Origin of the sequence: Luedemannella flava (assembly GCF_039528515.1) — a bacterium.
Lineage (GTDB): Bacteria > Actinomycetota > Actinomycetes > Mycobacteriales > Micromonosporaceae > Luedemannella > Luedemannella flava.
In genome coordinates, this window is sequence record NZ_BAAALT010000046.1 from 36,244 (window position 1) to 52,859 (window position 16,616).

Annotated in this window: 14 protein-coding genes; 6 read left to right on the forward strand and 8 right to left on the reverse strand. The window is 70.6% G+C overall.

The genetic code is table 11. The features are described from left to right. Window positions 1-45: 45 nt before the first annotated feature. Entirely contained in the window at window positions 46-672 is a 627-nt protein-coding gene (locus ABD211_RS09390; protein WP_344128403.1) for a class I SAM-dependent methyltransferase, read from the forward strand. On the opposite strand, the gene ABD211_RS09395 is transcribed toward ABD211_RS09390, so the two are convergent. Beyond that, window positions 669-2,966: a hypothetical protein gene (locus tag ABD211_RS09395; RefSeq protein WP_344128405.1), complete on the reverse strand. Its 2,298-nt coding sequence runs from the start codon at window positions 2,964-2,966 to the stop codon at window positions 669-671. The genes ABD211_RS09390 and ABD211_RS09395 overlap by 4 nt on opposite strands. Window positions 2,967-3,035: 69 nt before the next feature. Next, on the reverse strand, window positions 3,036-4,418 hold the full coding sequence (locus ABD211_RS09400) for a class II fumarate hydratase (protein ID WP_344128407.1): 1,383 nt from the start codon (window positions 4,416-4,418) through the stop codon (window positions 3,036-3,038). 117 nt (window positions 4,419-4,535) lie between these two features. Between ABD211_RS09400 and ABD211_RS09405 the strand changes: the two genes are divergently transcribed. Beyond that, window positions 4,536-5,750: a Fic family protein gene (locus ABD211_RS09405; RefSeq protein ID WP_344128409.1), complete on the forward strand. Its 1,215-nt coding sequence runs from the start codon at window positions 4,536-4,538 to the stop codon at window positions 5,748-5,750. 223 nt (window positions 5,751-5,973) lie between these two features. Here ABD211_RS09405 and ABD211_RS09410 read toward each other — a convergent pair whose 3' ends face one another. Continuing rightward, window positions 5,974-8,865 carry a cellulose binding domain-containing protein gene (locus tag ABD211_RS09410; protein ID WP_344128411.1) on the reverse strand — a complete coding sequence of 964 codons (2,892 nt, stop codon included), beginning with the start codon at window positions 8,863-8,865 and terminating at the stop codon, window positions 5,974-5,976. A gap of 430 nt (window positions 8,866-9,295) precedes the next feature. Here ABD211_RS09410 and ABD211_RS09415 point away from each other — a divergent pair, with 430 nt between their 5' ends. Continuing rightward, on the forward strand, window positions 9,296-9,445 hold the full coding sequence (locus ABD211_RS09415) for a hypothetical protein (RefSeq protein WP_344128413.1): 150 nt from the start codon (window positions 9,296-9,298) through the stop codon (window positions 9,443-9,445). Here ABD211_RS09415 and ABD211_RS09420 read toward each other — a convergent pair. The 5 genes from ABD211_RS09420 to ABD211_RS09440 all read right to left on the reverse strand — a co-directional run bounded on the left by ABD211_RS09420 (window position 9,411) and on the right by ABD211_RS09440 (window position 14,388). Beyond that, window positions 9,411-10,091, reverse strand: a complete 681-nt coding sequence (locus tag ABD211_RS09420) for a DUF4184 family protein (RefSeq protein WP_344128415.1) — start codon at window positions 10,089-10,091, stop codon at window positions 9,411-9,413. The two genes, ABD211_RS09415 and ABD211_RS09420, sit on opposite strands and share 35 nt — an antisense overlap. A gap of 99 nt (window positions 10,092-10,190) precedes the next feature. Continuing rightward, a complete protein-coding gene (locus ABD211_RS09425) occupies window positions 10,191-11,846 on the reverse strand; it encodes a fumarate hydratase (protein WP_344128417.1) in 1,656 nt (551 codons plus the stop codon). Window positions 11,847-11,872: 26 nt separating this feature from the next. Further along, entirely contained in the window at window positions 11,873-13,315 is a 1,443-nt protein-coding gene (locus ABD211_RS09430; protein ID WP_344128419.1) for a hypothetical protein, read from the reverse strand. A gap of 85 nt (window positions 13,316-13,400) precedes the next feature. After that, window positions 13,401-13,877, reverse strand: coding sequence for an Lrp/AsnC family transcriptional regulator (locus ABD211_RS09435; RefSeq protein ID WP_344128421.1), 477 nt, complete (start codon window positions 13,875-13,877; stop codon window positions 13,401-13,403). Window positions 13,878-13,884: 7 nt separating this feature from the next. Beyond that, window positions 13,885-14,388 (reverse strand): Dps family protein, encoded by a 504-nt coding sequence (locus ABD211_RS09440; protein WP_344128423.1) that lies wholly within the window; start codon window positions 14,386-14,388, stop codon window positions 13,885-13,887. 188 nt (window positions 14,389-14,576) lie between these two features. Between ABD211_RS09440 and hppD the strand changes: the two genes are divergently transcribed. The 3 genes from hppD to ABD211_RS09455 all read left to right on the forward strand — a co-directional run. Beyond that, entirely contained in the window at window positions 14,577-15,749 is a 1,173-nt protein-coding gene (gene hppD, locus ABD211_RS09445) for a 4-hydroxyphenylpyruvate dioxygenase (RefSeq protein ID WP_344128425.1), read from the forward strand. A gap of 57 nt (window positions 15,750-15,806) precedes the next feature. Then, a complete protein-coding gene (locus ABD211_RS09450; RefSeq protein ID WP_344128427.1) occupies window positions 15,807-16,397 on the forward strand; it encodes an RDD family protein in 591 nt (196 codons plus the stop codon). Between the two features lie 22 nt (window positions 16,398-16,419). After that, window positions 16,420-16,616, forward strand: a 197-nt coding sequence (locus ABD211_RS09455) for a DUF2510 domain-containing protein (protein ID WP_344128429.1), incomplete at its 3' end; no start/stop codon positions are given.

Below are 16,616 nucleotides of genomic sequence, written 5' to 3' on the forward strand. Positions count from 1 at the left end.
TCTCGACGAAACATCGACGGTCGCTCAGAGGTGTTAGAGTGCCCCGTGCTTTCACACGTGAAGAGCCTGCTCAGCAGTGTTCCCATGTATGTCGGCCTGCAGAAGGCCGTGGGTGCCCACCGGGTCCGCTACCTCGCCCTTGAGCGGCTGAACCTCCAGGACGGCGACGTCATCCTCGACGTCGGCTGCGGCCCGGCCTACTACTTCGACCGGCTGCCCAACGTGAAGTACTACGGCTTCGACACCTCGGAGCGCTACATCGAGCACGCCCGGAAGAACTTCGGCGACCGCGGCTCCTTCCGGTGCGAGATCTTCACCGAGGAGCACCTGCCCGAGCTGCCGCCGGTCGACAAGGTCATCCTCATGGGCCTGCTGCACCACCTCACCGACGACCAGTGCCGGCACCTGCTGGACCTGTCGGCCCGGGTGCTCGCCCCGACCGGCGAGGTGTGCTCGATCGACCCGACGTTCGAGCCGAACCAGAACCCGATCGCCAAGTGGATGTCGTCCAACGACCGGGGCGAGCACGTGCGTCAGCCGGAGGGCTTCGTCGCGCTGGCCAAGGAGTCGTTCGGCGACATCGAGGGCGAGATCGTCAACGACGTCACCCGCGTCCCCACCACGACGTGGCTGATGCGCATGCGCAAGCCCCTGGTCGCGGCCGAGAGCTAGGGCAGTTCGTAGATGGTGACGGTGTCGTCGGTGTAGCGGACGGTCGCGACCGTCGCGAGAGCCGGCGACACCGGCGCGGCCCGCGTGTCGGCGAACAGCCACCGCACGCCGTAGCGCTGTCGCAGCTCCGCGACGTCCGTCGCCGTGCCGGTGGCGAAGACCCGCTCGTTGAGGGCGTACCGTTCCGGGTCCGGGGCGGGCTGGCGGCTGTACTGATACCCGTCGACGCCGTGGGCCGCCACAGCCCGCGTCGTGTACGCCCAGCTCTCCACGACCGCGCGCCGGCCGCCCAGCCCGGTCACCCAGAAGCCCGACGCCTCGCAGTGCTCGACGGTCGGCACCGGTCGGCAGTGCACGTTCGTGGCGATGACGTCGTCGCGGCCGGCGTGCGCGTCCAGCCACGCGGCGGCGCGCACCTCGGCGGCCGTCAGCCAGTTATCCGGGATCCTCCCCGTCCGGATGACGCTCGCCTGGGTGGGCTGCGTCAGCTGCGGCTGCACGGTGATCCCGAGCGATGCCACGCCCGCTCCCAGCGCCACGGCGAACGCCACCGCGGCCCCCCGCCCTGCCCACCGGAAGCCGAGCCGCCACACGATCATCCCGACCACGGCCAGCGCCAGGACCACCGCCCACGGCAGGCCGAGCACCAGCGCCCACCGCTGGTAGGGATGCTCCCCGCCGCCGTTCAGCCCGTCGAACCCCCACCGTATGAGCCCGGTGACCGCCCCGCCGACCGCGAGCGCGGCGCCCATCCATCGGATGGTGGACCGCGCCGGCACCCGGACCGCGCCGCGCTCCACGTGATCCGCGACCAGCGCCACGCCCAGCGCCGCCCCGAAGGGAAGCGCGCCGATCCAGAAGTACCCCTGGCTCGCGGACGGGTTCCACAGCATCCAGGCGGCCCCCGCACCGCTGAGCGCCACCCCCCAGAGCACCCACGCGCCGGGATCGCGCCGCACGGGTGAGTTCCGCGCGAAGGGCAGCCACACCACCCCGAACAACCGCAGGCCCTGCTCCAGCAGCCACCAGCCGCACAGCGCGAGGACGAACAGCCACCCCGTCACGCCGGCCTCCGCCAGGCCCGGTGGGAGCAGCCCGCCGACCACCCGGTTCTCGCCCCGCCCCACCGTGTCGCGGTAGGCGGACATCCAGCGCACCACGCTGAACGCCTCGGGGCTCAGCGCGCCGGCCCCGCCGCCCGTGAAGATCCACGCCCCGACGGCTACGACGACGCCCAGCAGCACGACCAGCGTCACGCCCCGCCACGGGATCCGCCGCCCCACGACCCCCAGCGCCACGGCGCCGAAGACCGCCCCGACCAGCACCGTCGGCAGCGCCGACGCCTTCGACCCCGTGCACGCGAACGCGAACGCCGCCGTGAGCACCCAGGCGCCGGCCGGGCGGGCGTCCCCGCGCAGCAGCCCGACGACGAGCGAGACCAGCGCCGCCATCAGCGGCAGCACGTACGTCATCGACGGGCTCAGGAACGTCAGCGGGGAGACCGCGAGGAGCCCGGAGCCGCCGATCGCGAACGCCGCGGTGACCAGGCCGGCGGCGGCGGTCGCGGCCCCCGCCCACCACGAACCGCGGGTCAGCTGCCGGCCCAGCGCCGCGAACAGGAGCACGGTCACCAGCAGGACCGGCCCGATCCACAGGCGCAGCAGCACGTCGGCGGCCGGGACGCCGGCCGCGGTCCCGGACGCGGCCATGTGCGCGTCGGACAGGTAGTGGTAGTGCAGGGCGTCGCCCGCGTGCTGCGGCACCTGGAAGGGCAGCGGGCGGGCCAGCTCCCGGACGAGACCCAGGTGGTAGAGGAGATCCTGGTAGTACAGGCCAGGGCCGCCGGGCAGCGGGGTGCTGCGCCACTGGGCGTACGCCCAGCCGAGGGCCACCAGCATCACCCCGGCGAGGGCCCACGCCGGGCCGGTCGGCACGGGCGTCAGGCCCCGCACCCGGACGTGCCGGCGCAGCGACGGCACCGCCGCGAACGCCGCGACGGTCAGTGCCGGCACGACCCACAGCACCGGCCGCCAGCCCGTGGCCGCGGCGACCAGCCAGGCCGCGAGCTGCAGCAGCAGGCCGGTCGCCGCGCCGTACCCCAGATCCTCGGGCAGATTGCCCCGGGGGCCGCACAGGGCCCGGAAGAGCAGCGTCCCCGGCAGCGCGATGCCGACCACCCAGACGGCGGCGTACCGCGCGATGGACCACCCCGACGTCCCGGTGAGGAGCAGCGCGGCCACGAGCGCGACGAGGACCACGAGAGCCGGGACGAAGCGGAGCGGAGTACGGGTCACGGGGCGTGACCATGGTGGTCCCATGTGGCCGGTCGATGAACCGGCGGCGGCCGCACGGCGAAAAGTCCCCTACGGCCGGGTCATCCGCAGCACGTCGAGCGCCTCGTCGAGCTGTGCCAGGGTGATCCGTCCGCTGTCCACGTGGCCGCGCTCCAGGACGACGGCGCGGATCGTCTTGTTCTCCGCGAGCGCCTGCTTGGCGATGGCGACCGCCTCGTCGTAGCCGAGGCGCCGGTTGAGCGGGGTGACGATCGACGGCGAACTCTCGGCGTACTCCCGGAGAATCTCGGTGTTGGGTTGCAGGCCGGCGACGCAGCGGTCGGCGAGCAGGCGCGCGGCCGCCGCCAGCAGGCGCACCGATTCGAGCAGGTTGCGGGCCATCACCGGAAGCATCACGTTGAGCTCGAAGTCGCCCTGCGAGCCGGCGAAGGCGACGGCCGCGTCGTTGCCGATGACCTGCGCGCACACCTGCCGCACCGACTCGCACACCACCGGGTTCACCTTGCCCGGCATGATGCTGGACCCGGGTTGCAGGTCGGGCAGGTTCAGCTCGCGCAGGCCGGTGCGGGGCCCCGACCCCAGCCAGCGGATGTCATTAGCGATCTTGTAAAGGCCCACCGCGATGGTACGCAGCTGGCCGCTGCACTCCACGAGGGAGTCGCGGGCGCCCTGCGCCTCGAAGTGGTTGCGCGCCTCGGACAGCGGCAGCCCGGTGCGGCCGGCCAGCTTGTCGATCACTTTCGCGGCGAACCCGGGCGGCGTGTTGATGCCGGTGCCGACGGCCGTGCCGCCCAGCGGCAGCTCGCCCAGGCGCGGCAGCACGCCGTAGAGCCGCTCGACGCCGTAGGAGACCTGCGCGGCGTAGCCGGAGAACTCCTGACCGAGGGTGACCGGCGTGGCGTCCATGAGGTGCGTGCGGCCGGCCTTGACCACCTCGCGCCACTCCTCCGCCCGCATCGACAGCACGCCGGCGAGGTGCGCGAGCGCCGGGGCGAGGTCGTTGCCCACCGCGTCCGTGGCGGCCAGGTGGATCGAGGAGGGGAACACGTCGTTGGACGACTGCGAGGCGTTGACGTGGTCGTTGGGATGGATCTTCGTATTTGCCAGCCGCTCCGCAAGGGTGGCGATCACCTCGTTGGCGTTCATGTTCGACGAGGTGCCCGAGCCGGTCTGGAACGTGTCGACGGGGAACTGGTCGTCGTGCTCCCCGCGCGCCACCGCGTCGGCTGCCTCGACGATGGCCTCGCCGATTGCGGCGTCGAGCACGCCCAGCTCCACGTTGACGGCGGCGGCCGCCGACTTGATCAGCGCGAGGGCGTGGATGTGGGCGGGCTCCAGCCCGCGCCCGGAGACCGGGAAGTTCTCCACCGCCCGCTGCGTCTGCGCCCGCCACAGCGCGTCCGCCGGCACCCGGACCTCACCCATCGTGTCCCGCTCGATGCGTACGTCCACGCCTGAATCCTGCCACGCCGGACCGTATTCGACGTCAAGGTGCGGGTCCGGGGCCGATCGCCCACTGACACCGGCGCTTAGTATCACTTAATGAGTTTCTGAAACTAGAATAACCCCATGTCCTCAGACTGGCCAAGCCTGTCCTGGGAGGAGTACCCGTGGGTGCCGAAGATCCCTCCCGAGTTCGTCTCTACCCGCGTGCGCCAGCGCCACGCCGGCCCCTACCGTGCCGCGGTCGTGCCGACCATCGCGGACAGGACGATTGCTCTGCCGGCCAACATCACCGCACTCGCTGAGGACGCATCCGCAGAGATCGCCCGGTTCGACGCTGAACTCGGCACCGAGGTCGCGCCGTTCGCGTCAGTCCTGCTCAGGTCCGAGTCAGCGTCCTCGTCCCGGATAGAAAACCTCACCTCCGGAGCGAAGGCGATCGCCCTGGCCGAGCTCGGCAGCAGAGACAAGCGCAACGCTACCGAGATCGTTGGCAATGTCGATGCCATGCGGGCCGCGCTTGCACTTGCGGACAACCTCGACGACGAAGCAATCCTCGCCATGCACGCGGCGCTCGTCGCCCGGCACGAACCGACCATCGCCGGTCGGTGGCGCCAGGAACAGGTCTGGGTCGGCGGGAGCGACTTCGGTCCACATGAGGCGGCCTTCGTAGCGCCACACCACACCCGCGTCCCAGCACTCATCGATGACCTCGTGCGTTTTGGCCGACGTACCGACCTTCCCCTGATGAGCCAGGTCGCGGTTGCGCACGCACAGTTCGAGACCATCCACCCGTTTCCCGACGGCAACGGCCGCACCGGTCGTGCCCTGATCCACGCGATGCTGCGCGGTCACGGACTTACCCGCAACGTCACGGTGCCCGTCTCAGCCGGCCTGCTCAGCGAGACGAACCGCTATTTCGACGCCCTCACCAGCTACCGTCACGGGGACCCAACCGCCATTGTCGAACGGCTTGCGCAAGCGTCCTTCGCCGCCACCGCCAACGGTCGCGAACTCGTGGCCGAACTACGCGAGATCCGTGCCCGGTGGGACACACAGGTCACCGCGAGACGGGACGCTCTGGTGTGGCGGCTGGCCGACGCGCTCATCCGGCACCCGGTGTTGAACTCCGCCACTGCGGCCACCGTGCTGGACGTCGCGCCGCAGAACGTGCATCGGGCCATCGCACCGCTCGTGGTGGCTGGCGTGCTCACCGAGTTCACCGGCTATGACCGCAACCGGATGTGGCAGTCAACCGAGGTGCTGGCCGCGCTGGACGCCTTCGCAGACCGCGCCGGCCGGCGCAGCGACTCCATCACCGTGAGCGTGGCGCGGAGATAGGCCGAGCGGTCGCCGCCGAAGTGCTCGACGAGCCGGTCGAGCCGCGCCCGGTCCTCGTCCGAGACCGTGAACCGCACCGTCTGTGACGCCATCACACCGTTCTAGCCCTGGTTGCACTTTGTATGGCAATGAAACTGCACACGGACCACCCTGAAGTACGACGCGGAAACGGGCGGTGGGCCCGGCACACTAGGCGCCGGGCCCACCTGGGGCGGTGCGGGGTTTAACTGACGGTGCAGGTTGCCGTCGGGGCGGCGTTGGTGGTGCCCCAGTTCGCGAGGAAGCCGAACGTGGTGCTGGCGCCCGCGGCCAACGAGCCGTTCCAGGCCTCATTGGTCACGGTCACGTTCGCGCCGCTCTGGGTGTGCTTGCCACCCCACAGCTGCGTGATCACCTGTCCGTTGGCGAACGTCCAGGTCACCGTCCACGCCGTGCTGGCCGTGGAGCGGTTGTTCTTCACCGTGACGCTGCCCTGGAAGCCGCCCTGCCACTGGCCGGTCACCGAGTAGGTCGCGACACAGGAACCGGTGCCGCCCGACGTGGGCACGGCGCTGGTCGGCACACTGCTCGTCGGCGGACGCGACGTCGGAACACTGCTCGTCGGCGGACGCGACGTAGGGACACTGCTCGTCGGCGGACGCGACGTAGGCACGCTGCTTGTCGGCGGACGCGACGTCGGGACACTGCTCGTCGGCGGACGCGACGTCGGGACACTGCTCGTGGGCACGCTGCTCGTCGGCGGGCGCGTGGTCGGGCCGCCCGTCGAGATCGGCGGCTGGCTGCTGCCGCCGAGGCGGTCGGCGTACAGGATGCCGCGACCGTTGGTGCCCAGGTAGACCCGGCCGTAGATGCGCGGGTCACCGGTCAGCGCCTCAGCGGCGTTGCCGTACTGGTGGGCGTTGTCGTTGATCCGGACCCAGGTCTGGCCCGCGTTGTCCGAGCGGTACACGCCCTGCACGCCGTCGATCGTGGCGTACGCGAAGACGGCCGGGTACGTCGAGCCCGGGGCCGCCTTGCCGAAGCCCACGTTGACGCCGGCCGTGGCGGCCGACACCTTCGTGAACGACGCGCCGGAGTCGGTCGAGCGCCACACGCCGCTGGTGCTGGTGGTCGCGTCGCCGCCGGCCAGCCAGATGTCACCCTCGACGCCGGGCAGCGCCTTGAACTTCACGTTGCCCGTGGTCGGCAGGCCGGAGGCCGCCGTCTGGGTGAACGCGGCGCCGCCGTTCGTGGACACGTAGAACTTGCCGGCGTTGAACGCGTAGAACTTCTGCGGGTTCACGCGGTCCGACTCGATGACCGAGTTGGCGGGCACGCCGCTCGACGCCGACCACGACTGGCCGAAGCCGACCGAGTAGATGACCTGCTGGCCGGCGTCGCCCGGCGACCACACGAAGCGGCTGCCGTCGGCGGCCGCCGCGACGGTGCCACCGTTGTTGACGCCACCGGGCTCCTGACCCTGGAACCAGTTCGCCCCACCGTCGGTGGAGAACGCCACGTGGCTGTCGTTGGGCCGGTCGGAGTCGGTGAAGTTGCCCGTCCGGACCATGTACGACGGGTTCAGCTCGGCGTAGTCGAGGCTGGTCGTCGACGTGAAGTACGGCTGCTGGAACATCATGGCGGGCACGGCGTCGAGGTTCGTGTGCCGGAAGCCGCCGATGTCGCCGAGACCCGAGATCAGCGGGGCCGTCCCGGTGGGCGGGCTGATCAGGTCGAGCACCGCGGTCTCCTCCAGGCCCTTGACCATGGGCTTGATGGTGATCTGCGTGCCGGCGTCCCAGTTCTTCAGGTTGGTGGTGCCGTAGATCGTGGCACCGGTGCCGTACATCATGCGGTTGGAGTTGAACGGGTCGATCTCCATCGACTCGTTCATCCAGCCCAGCTTCGGGGTGACCTCCGGCGGCGCCGGGTTCGCGCCCAGGCTCAGCCACGGCACGGACGAGATGTCCATGGTGTAGCGGAAGCTGCGGTTCGGGTACGACGTCCAGTCCCAGATCTTCGTCCAGGTCGCGCCACCGTCGGTCGACCGCCAGGTGATCATGTCGGGCCACCAGGAGATCTGCGAGGAGACCATGATGGTGCCCGGGGCCTGCCGGTCGATGGTGAGACCGCTGTATCCGAAGTACTGGTCGGAGCTGCTGACCGGCACCGGGCTGATGTCGGTCCAGACGCCCGTGGCGGTGTTCAGCTTGTAGACCTGGCCGTGGCCACCGTCGTACGGGCCGCCCGTGTCGCTCGTGGCGATGTACAGCTGGTGGTTGACGTGGTCGAGCACGCCCTTGTGGGCGATGTAGCCCGTCGGGGTGCCGGCCACGGCCGACCAGGTGGTGCCGCCGTCCGTCGAGCGGTACACGGTGTTGTTCTTGTCCGCGACGCCGACGTAGATGGTCTGCGTGGTGTTGCCGGAGGTGCCGGTCGACGGGTCGAAGGTGACCCACACGACGCCCTGGTTGTCGCCCTGGTAGGAGTCGCCGGGCACGGCGATGTAGTTGCCCGCGTTCGGGAAGGCGGTCACCTTGGCCCACGTGACACCCGAGTCGGTCGAGCGCCACAGGCCGTTGCCGGAGGGCGCGCCGAAGTAGAGGATGCTGTTCTTGTTGGGGTCGATCGCGAGGCGCTCGCCCATGCCGCGGCCGGGCATGTTGCCGCCCAGTTTGAACGGCAGCGCGGTGGCCGCCCAGGTCGCGCCCTTGTCCGACGAGCGCAGGATCGCGCCGTTGTTGGGGTCCCAGCTGTTGGTGTACATGCCGACGGCGGCGTAGACCTTGCTGGTCTGCACGGGGTCGGTCGCGATGCTGACGACGCCGTTGTAGCCCCACTTGTCGTAGCCGACCCAGTCGAGCAGCGGGATCCAGGCCTGGCCCGACTCGTCCCAGCGGTAGGCGCCGCCGATGTCGGTGCGGGCGTAGATGAGGTTCTTCTCGGTCTGGTTGAAGATGATGCCCGGGACGAAGCCACCGCCGTCGATCCGGACGTTCTTCCAGGAGTACGAGTCGGACGCGGCGGCCGACGCCGTGGTGACGGCGGAGGTGACCGCCACCGCGACGGTGGCGGCACCGGCGACGAGCGCGGACGCCAACGCCAGATTTCGCCGCAGCTTTGTTTTACTTCGCATGTCGGTCCTTTTTGGAGCGCCGCCGTTCGACGGGCGCGGGTGGGTGACCACATGCATGGCGGGGACGGACCCGGACGAGCGTCATCGAGCCACGCGCATGCATGACTGAGCGTGCTGTGTCGGGGAGCTGCCCTTGCTCCCGTACCGGCCCCGCGCCGAGATTCACACTCCCGCTGACCGATGTCAATAGTTGGGCCCCCCGACGAAGAAGGCCCTGCGCTGTTGTCCCGTTATGCACCCAGCACGTAGTCGAATCGTTTCGACAACGGATGGAAGTGGAGATCAGCGGCACTCACCGGCACGCGGTCCGCCGGCCCCGGGGACCGGTCTCGACATCCACTCAGGGATCACGGAGCTCTACGCACGCGGTTCGTTCATCGCGACGTGGAAAGGCGGGCAGCCGACCGCCGCCGAGTGCGACAGACTGGTCATGCTTGACGGTGCCAAGAAGGTCAGGCCCAACGTGGGCAGCCAGTACTGCGTACGCGTCTCGGCGGACTCGCCCGTCTTCCTCCTCAAGGTCCGCACCGTGCGTGAGTACGCGATCACCGTCGAGTGGACGGTGTGGGACACACCGTAGTGGCCGCGACGGCACCAGCGATCAGCCCGAGCGCCAACGCGCACAACAGGCGTACCCCCGTGGTGTGTGGCAGGAATGCGCCCGGCAGCGCCGGTGCCACCGCCACCCCGACGGCGGCCGTGGCCCCCGCCACCGACCAGAACAGCGCGGGGCGCGGTGCCGTTGACGGCGGCGGGCCGTGCCACTCGCGCAGCAGACCGCTCCGTCCGACATGGACGAGCAGCGCCATGGTCACGAGCCCGCCGATGACCGTCGAGGGCAGTTCCACCCACGTCTTGTCCGCGAGCGCGTCCCAGACCAGGTGGCTGGCAGCGGCCAGCACACCCGACGACGCGGTGACCCACCAGCGCGGCCGCGCGACGCCCAGCGCGCCATAGTCACGCAGCCATGCTGGTAGATGTGCCGCGACAAGCGGCGCCGCCCACCGGGTCAGCCAGCACCCGACGAACACCACCGGCAGGCACCACAGCACCAGCCCGTGCACCTGGTGCGAGAGCGGCCACACGGGCAGCCCGGACCCGTCGAACGCGTAGGCGATGTCCGGCGCCGCGGCACCAAGGACGAGTGCCACCCCGTCGAACCACCCCGGCCGCCACACCTTGAGGGGCAGCACGACAGCCGGATGCGAGGGAAAGGTGGCAGGCACCCGCCCACGCTAAGCCCGATGTGTGGCGGACGTGTGCGCACGCTGTGGCGAATTTGGACCGTACAGCGACCCTTATTCGCCACGCGACGGCGCGGAACGTCAGCGGCGGCCCACCGTGACGACGGGTTTGGTGGTTTCGGCGTAGAAGTCGTTGCCCTTGTCGTCGACCACGATGAAGGCCGGGAAGTCCTTCACCTCGATCTTCCAGACGGCCTCCATGCCCAGCTCCGGGTACTCGAGCACCTCGACGCTGGTGATGCAGTCCTGCGCCAGGCGGGCGGCAGGACCGCCGATCGAGCCCAGATAGAAGCCACCGTGCGAGTGGCAGGCCTTCGTGACGGCCGCCGAGCGGTTGCCCTTGGCCAGCATGACGAGCGAGCCGCCGGCCGCCTGGAAGCTGTCCACGTAGGAGTCCATCCGGCCGGCCGTCGTCGGGCCGAACGAGCCGGACGCGTAGCCCTCCGGCGTCTTGGCGGGGCCGGCGTAGTAGACGGGGTGGTCGCGCAGGTAGGACGGCATCGGGTCGCCCGCCGCCAGCCGTTCGGCGATCTTCGCGTGGGCGATGTCGCGGGCCACGACCAGCGGGCCGGACAGCGACAGGCGCGTCTTCACCGGGTAGCGGGACAGCTCGGCGCGGATCTCGGCCATGGGCCGGTTCAGGTCCACCCGGACCACGTCCGTAGCGAGCTGCTCGTCGCGGACCTCGGGCAGGAAGTGGGCCGGCTCGGTCTCCAGCCGCTCCAGGAAGACCCCGGAAGGGGTGATCTTCGCGAGCGCCTGGCGGTCGGCGGAGCAGGAGACGGCGATCGCGACGGGGCAGGACGCCCCGTGCCGGGGCAGCCGGACGACCCGCACGTCGTGGCAGAAGTACCGCCCGCCGAACTGCGCGCCGATCCCGAACTGCCGGGTCAGCTCCAGCACCTCGGCCTCAAGCGCAACGTCCCGGAAGCCGTGCGCCGACATGGAGCCTTCCGTCGGGAGCCCGTCGAGGTACTTCGCGGACGCGTACTTGGCGGTCTTCAGGGCGAACTCGGCCGACGTGCCGCCGATGACGATCGCCAGGTGGTACGGCGGGCAGGCCGACGTGCCGATGAGGCGCAGCTTCTCCTCCAGGAACTGCAGCATCCGCGTGGGGTTCAGCAGCGCCTTGGTCTCCTGGTACAGGTAGCTCTTGTTGGCCGAGCCGCCGCCCTTGGCCATGAACAGGAACTTGTACTCGTCCGCATGCCCGGAAGGGTCCTCGGCGTAGAGCTCGATCTGCGCGGGAAGGTTGGAGCCCGTGTTGCGCTCGTCCCACATGGTCAACGGCGCGAGCTGCGAATAGCGCAGGTTCAGCTTGGTGTACGCGTCGAAGACGCCTGACGCGATCGCCCGCTCGTCGGCACCGTCCGTCAGGACATGCCGTCCCCGCTTGCCCATGACGATCGCCGTGCCGGTGTCCTGGCACATCGGCAGGATGCCACCGGCCGCGATGTTGGCGTTGCGCAGCAGGTCGGTGGCCACGAACCGGTCGTTCGGGGAGGCCGCCGGGTCGTCGATGATCGACCGGAGCTGGGTGAGGTGCGCCGGGCGCAGGTAGTGCGCGATGTCGTGCATCGCCTCGGCCGTCAGGGAGCGCAGCACGCTGGGCTCGACCGTCAGGAACCGCCGCCCGCCCGGGCCGTCGACCGTGTCGATGCCGTCGGTGGTGAGCAGCCGGTACTCCGTGGTGTCGGGGCCGAGCGGCAGCAGGGGCGAAAAGTCGAATTCCGGCATGGCCGAAGCGTACCCACCCGGCGGATCTACTTGCCGCCGCCCGGGGTGGATGTGGGCTGGCCGACGGTCGCCGGCGGGCCCGCGTCCGGGGGCTCGACGACCGTGTCGTCGGCGGGCACCGGGATGTCCACGTAGCCGATCACCCGGCCCTGCGCGAGGACGAGACCCGTGTACCCGTACCCGATGATCTTCGCCTCGGTGGTGAGCGAGCGGAGCACCCCGCCGGCCCGGCTGAGCACGGTGACGTGCTCGTGGTCGTGCAGGAGCACGAAGCTGGGCGTGATCGCCACGTCGGGGGCGTTGCGCACCTTCACCGTGGCGACGACCTCGTTGCCCGCCGCGAGGTCGACGAGGTCGACGGCGTTCTGGTCGGTGTTGAGCACGACGGCCAGGTCGCCGTCCGTGTCGAGCACCTTCTGGCCCAGCGCGCCGACCCAGACGGTGCGGTTCGCGGCGTACGCCAGCGTGTTCAGCTCCGGCCGGTTGTCCCCACCGGTCCCACTGAGCAGCACGTGTCCGCCCTGTGGGTCGCGGCGCTGCTCGCAGCCGGGCCGGTTGGCGGTGTTGAGGTTGAGGCCCTCGTCGCGCCACACCTCGGCGCCGGAGTCCGCGTCGACGACCCACACCCGGTAGCGGCACGTGTCGTCGACGGGCTCGGCCTGCGCGTAGATGACGCGGGAGGCGGCCACGACCATGCGGGTGTCCTTGTCGGCGGGCGGCACGTCGCGCAGGTTGACGCCGCCGACCAGGTCGATGAGGTGGGTCTTCCCACCGGTGGTCACCCCGAGCACGCCGGGGGCCGGGCCGGGCGCGCCGGTGCGCGCGTCGTTGAACCAGTCGGAGACCGGCCGCAGGCCCGCGCTGGTCGGGTTCGGCCCGGTCGGGCGCGGCTTGCCGCCGGGCACGGTGACGGACCAGAGGTGGCGTCCGTCGTGGTCGCGGCCGCGCACCACGCACTGCACGTCGTCCTTGCAGGTCAGATCAATAATCTTGTCCGAGTACGCCCAGACGGCGGTGGCCGCGTCGTCGGACCACAACGGCGTCGCCGAGTACGGCCCGTAGACGAGGAAGCCCTTGTTGGTGTCGGGGCGCCCGACCACGACGACGTCGCCGGCCGGCCGCGCCCACGGCGACTCGATGATCCACAGTTGCCGGCCGTCGCCCAGTCCCCGGGCCTCCACGTGGCCGCGGGTGGTGACGATGACGGCGCTGCCGAACGCCGACCGGGCGTACGGGTCGCCGTCGGTGATGACACCGGCCAGGTCGGCGGGGTCGCCGGTGCGCTGGATCCAGGTGGTCGGCGGGTCGGCGATCGGCCGGTTCTCCTTGAGCCCGGTCTGGAAGTTGGCCCACCACATGGGGAAGGGGTTCCAGTCGGGGCGGATCGCGAAGACAATGACGGCACTGAGGATGAGCACCAGGGCGAAGGACACCCTGCTGCCGAAGCGGGCCGCCCTCCCCCTCGCCACGCGGCCCACGCTAGCCGGCCGGCGCACCGTAGTGGCGTCGGGCGTTATTTGCCCGTGTCGATCTATTTAGTGCGCTTTGCGCAGATCACGGCTTTTCGGCGGCGGCCGCGCGCACCAGCGGCAGCGTCCGGTACGGGATCTGTTCGGCGAGCGCGATGATCGTCGCGGCCCGGCGGATGCCCTCGTGACCCACCACCACGTCGAGTACGCGCTGCAGGTCGGCGTTGGACCGGGCGACGATGCGGCAGAGCAGGTCGCCGGTGCCCGTGATGGTGTGCGCCTCCAGCACCTCCGGCACGGCGGCGAGGTGCGCGGCGACCGGGTCGTGCCCGTACCGCTGGCTGATCTCCAGGGTGACGAAGGCGGTGACGCCGAACCCGATCGCGGCCGGCACCACCTCGGGCCCGAAGCCCTTGATGACACCGCGCTCGACGAGCTTGTCGAGGCGGGCCTGCACGGTGCCGCGCGCGACGCGCAGCCGGCGGGAGGCCTCGAGCACGCCGATGCGCGGCTCCTCGGCGAACAGGTCGATGAGCCGCGCATCCAATGCGTCTACCGTCACGCGGCCATCATCGCGCCGCGCCCACCCGCTGCACCGCGAACATCCAGTGAAACTTTTCCAGGGTGGCGAGGACGCCGATGAGGGTGTCCTGGCTGACCGGGTCGGGCTCGTCCAGCTTGCCGATCCGCTCCCGGATGTGGCCGCACGCCTCCTCCAGCGCCGTGGTCATCAGCTCGACGCACTCGGCCACGGTGATCTGGCCGGCCGGGAACTCGCTCAGCGGCGTGCTCTTGGCGACGGTCGACGGGCGGCCGTCCACGGCGTACCCGATCGCCACGGCGCGCTCCGCGACCTCGTCGGCCGCCGCGCGGACGCCGTCGACGACCTCGTCGAGCTGCTCGTGGACCTGCTTGAACGTGGGGCCGGCGAGGTTCCAGTGCGCCTGCTTGCCGCGCAGGTGCAGGTCCGTCAGCTCGACCAGGGTGTCCTGCAGGAGCGTGCCGACCGTGTTCACGTCGACGTTGACCAGACCGGTGAGTTCGTTCGTGCTGCTGGTCCTTCGGGTTGCCATGGCTCCTCCTGTGCCGTGGTGCGTGCCTCCTGATCAGCGTGCCCCTGCGGCCGGGGTGGGAAACGTTAACGCGCGGGTCTGCACATATTGTCCAGCAGTATGGCGTTATCCATGTTCAGTCTGTGCAGGATGACCAGGCCGGAGGCGATCCGTTGTCCAGGTCGTCTCCGACTGGGCATGCTCCCTCTATGACCCAGGTCACGGACGTACGCCCAGGTCCCACCTCCGACGCCCGGCCGCGCGACCCGTTCCCGGTCACCGGCATCGACCATCTGCGCTTCGTGGTGGGCAACGCCGCCCAGGCCGCGCACTACTACAGCACCGCGTTCGGGATGACCTGCGTGGCCTACCGCGGCCCCGAGACCGGTTCCCCCGAGACCACCGAATACGTACTCACCGCCGGTGGGGCGCGGTTCGTGCTCACCGGCGCCGTGCGTGTCGGCTCGGCGGCCGCCCGCCGGCACGCACGGCACGGCGACGGGGTCAGCGACATCGCGCTCGACGTGCCCGACGTCGACGCGGCGTACGCGCACGCGCTGGCCGCCGGCGCCACCGGCCTGCAGGCGCCGCACGACCTGACCGACGAGCACGGCACGGTACGGATGGCCGCCCTCGCCACCTACGGCGACACCCGGCACACGCTGATCGACCGGTCGCGTTACGCGGGGCCGTTCCTGCCCGGCTTCGTGACCCGGGGCCCGATCGTCGACCGCGCTCCCGCGATCGCGGCCGGGCTGCAGCCCAAGCGCTTCTTCCAGGCCGTCGACCACGTCGTGGGCAACGTCGAGCTGGGCCACATGGACGAGTGGGTCGACTTCTACCGCCGCGTCATGGGCTTCACCAACATGGCCGAGTTCGTCGGCGACGACATCGCCACGGAGTACTCGGCGCTCATGTCGAAGGTGGTGGCCAACGGGACGCGGAAGGTGAAGTTCCCGCTCAACGAGCCGGCCACCGGGCCGAAACGGTCGCAGATCGACGAGTTCCTGGAGTTCTACGGCGGGCCCGGGGTGCAGCACGTCGCCCTCGCGACGAACGACATCATCGCCACGGTCGACGCCATGCGGGCCGCCGGCGTCTCCTTCCTCGCCACGCCCGCGTCGTACTACGACGACCCCGAGCTGCGGGCGCGCATCGGCACCGTCCGGGTGCCCATCGAGGAGCTGCGCTCGCGGCACATCCTGGTCGACCGCGACGAGGACGGGTACCTGCTGCAGATCTTCACCCGGCCGCAGCAGGACCGGCCGACGTTCTTCTTCGAGCTGATCGAACGGCACGGCTCGCTCGGCTTCGGCAAGGGCAACTTCAAGGCCCTCTTCGAGGCGATCGAGCGGGAACAGGAACTGCGCGGCAACCTCTGACGAGAGGTTATCCACAGGGGGTGGTCCGCGGCCGACGCGGTGTAGCACCATGCCGGGGTGACCACCCCCGCCCCCGGCCCGGTGCCGCCCCCGCCCGGCGCCGGCTACGCCGTTCCGTACAGCGCCTATCCGCCGGGCCACCCGCTGGCGCCCGCCGTGGCACCCAACGGCATGCGCCTGGCGGAGTTCGGCGACCGCCTCGTGGCCTATCTGATCGACAGCCTGATCCTCGGCGCCATCTCCATGGCGGTGTTCATCCCCGTCCTCGTCGCCTTCGTCGCGGCGACCTTCGACTCGACGGGCAGCGCCGAGGAGGCGGGCACGTTCCTGCTCGGCATGCTCTGCCTCGAGGCCGTGCTGCTCCTGTTCCAGCTGGCGTTGATGTACGGCTACTTCGTCACCTACCAGGTCCGCAAAGGCCAGACGGTCGGCAAGCGGGTCATGAAGATCAAGATCGTCCCGCTCGACCCGGCCGCACAGCTGGCACCCCGGCTGTACCAGCGCCGCTTCGTGGCGGGGCCGCTCGCCGCGATCATCCCTGGCTACGGCATGCTTGACGGGCTGTGGCAACTGTGGGACAAACCGTTCCGGCAGTGCCTGCATGACCGCTTCGCGGGCACGGTGGTGGTGAAGTTACCGCCGGGATGACGACCATAGTTAGGGTTGCCGGGTGACCAACGTTTCGCCGGGGTGGTACAAGGACCCGGCCGACCCTACGACCCAGCGCTACTGGGACGGCGAGGGCTGGCTGGGTGAGCCGCTGCCCGCCGACGCGACACCCCCGCCCGGTCCGCCGCCCGCCGCGCCGCCGCCACAGCCGCCAGCCGAGCCGACCTCGCCCGCCGCCCCCGAGGCACGGCCGATGTC